Genomic DNA, 1,315 nt, shown 5'->3' on the forward strand with positions numbered 1-1,315 from the left:
CCTAGCAGGCTGCTGAAAAGCGCGCAGGATCGACGGGTGCGGTAGGCTTGGGCGGACCTTCCATGCGCCCGCGTCGCGGGGCGGCTGCCAGAAACAGGTGTCCGGCGCCAGCGGCGCTCCCTTTGGGCGGACTCCAGGCGTCATGCGACTGCCAGCAGCTTCGGCAGGCCGATCAGGTTGTAGGCGGCCATGGCGAAGGTGAACTGCCAGTCGATCTTGGCCAGCCCGCGGTGGCGCGCCTTGCGCAGCCCGGCCACGGTTTTGGCCCAGCCGAACGCCTCCTCGATCCGCTTCCTGATCCGCAGGCTGACCGCATAGCCGGGGTGGCGCGTGGTGCGGCCATCGATAGCCGAAGGGCGCCCGTTGCTGGTGTTCTGCGCCATATGCGGGGTCACGTTGATCTCGCGCAGTTCGGCGACGAAGTCCTGGGTATCGAAGCCCTTGTCGCCGCCCAGCGTGACCCTTTGCGGCCGGTCGGCGTACGGCTCGACCAGATGCAGCGCTGCCAACCGCTCGGCATGGCCCGAGGCACGCGTGGCCACGGCGCCGACAATCAGCCCATTGCGGTTCTCCATGAGGGCATGCCCCATGAACGACAGCTTGGCCTCCTTACCGCGCCCCTTGCGATACAGCCGGGCATCCGGGTCGGTGGTCGAGGCATGCGTGTCGTTGCTGCGCTTCTGGCCATGGAAATCCTGCTCGCCGTTGCGCCCGGCATCGGGCGGCGGCCCGGAGCCATCCTTCGGTCGGAAGCTCTTGGTACTGGCCCAAGCCTCCAACAGCGTACCATCCACCGAGAAGTGCTCGGTGGAGAGCAAGGCCTTGACCTTCGGCTGGGCCAGTACCGTGGCGAGGAACTGCACCGCCATGTCGCCCGCCAACAGGCGGTCGCGGTTCTTGGTGAAGGTCGTGGCATCCCACACCGGATCGTCGACGCCGAGGCCGACGAACCAGCGGAACAGCAGGTCGAACTCGATCCGCTCCACAAGCTGGCGCTCCGAGCGGATTGAGTAGAAGGCTTGCAGCAGCAGGGCGCGCAACAGCCGCTCGGGCGGGATCGATTCCCTGCCGAATGGCGAGTAGAGCGTGTCGAACTTGGCCGATAAATCGCTCAGCACCGCATTGACGATGCCCCGGATCACCCGCAGCGGATGGTCGGCTCGGACCCGTTGTTCCAAATCCACGTAGCTGAACAGCGACCCAACCACCGCATCACTGCCACGCATCCCCACCCCGCTCGCTGCCAGGGGCAGGGAACCATGCAGGCGGCATCGTCACAACGAATTTCAGCAGCCTGCTAGAAGAGGACATGCGC

The 1,315-nt window shown here is 66.2% G+C and carries 1 protein-coding gene; it reads right to left on the bottom strand.

Annotated elements, in window-relative coordinates; translation table 11 throughout:
- Positions 1 to 140: 140 nt before the first annotated feature.
- The gene (locus E2C06_RS36490; protein WP_133293390.1) at positions 141 to 1,226 is read right to left on the bottom strand and encodes an IS5 family transposase; all 1,086 of its coding nucleotides are present in this window, start codon (positions 1,224 to 1,226) and stop codon (positions 141 to 143) included.
- Positions 1,227 to 1,315: the final 89 nt, after the last annotated feature.

Origin of the sequence: Dankookia rubra, assembly GCF_004355005.1 — a bacterium.
GTDB lineage: Bacteria > Pseudomonadota > Alphaproteobacteria > Acetobacterales > Acetobacteraceae > Paracraurococcus > Paracraurococcus ruber_A.

Coding starts and splice junctions, on each gene's coding strand:
- E2C06_RS36490 (WP_133293390.1), bottom strand. CDS start 1,226: ATGCGTGGCAGTGATGCGGTGGTTGGGTCGCTGTTCAGCTACGTGGAT.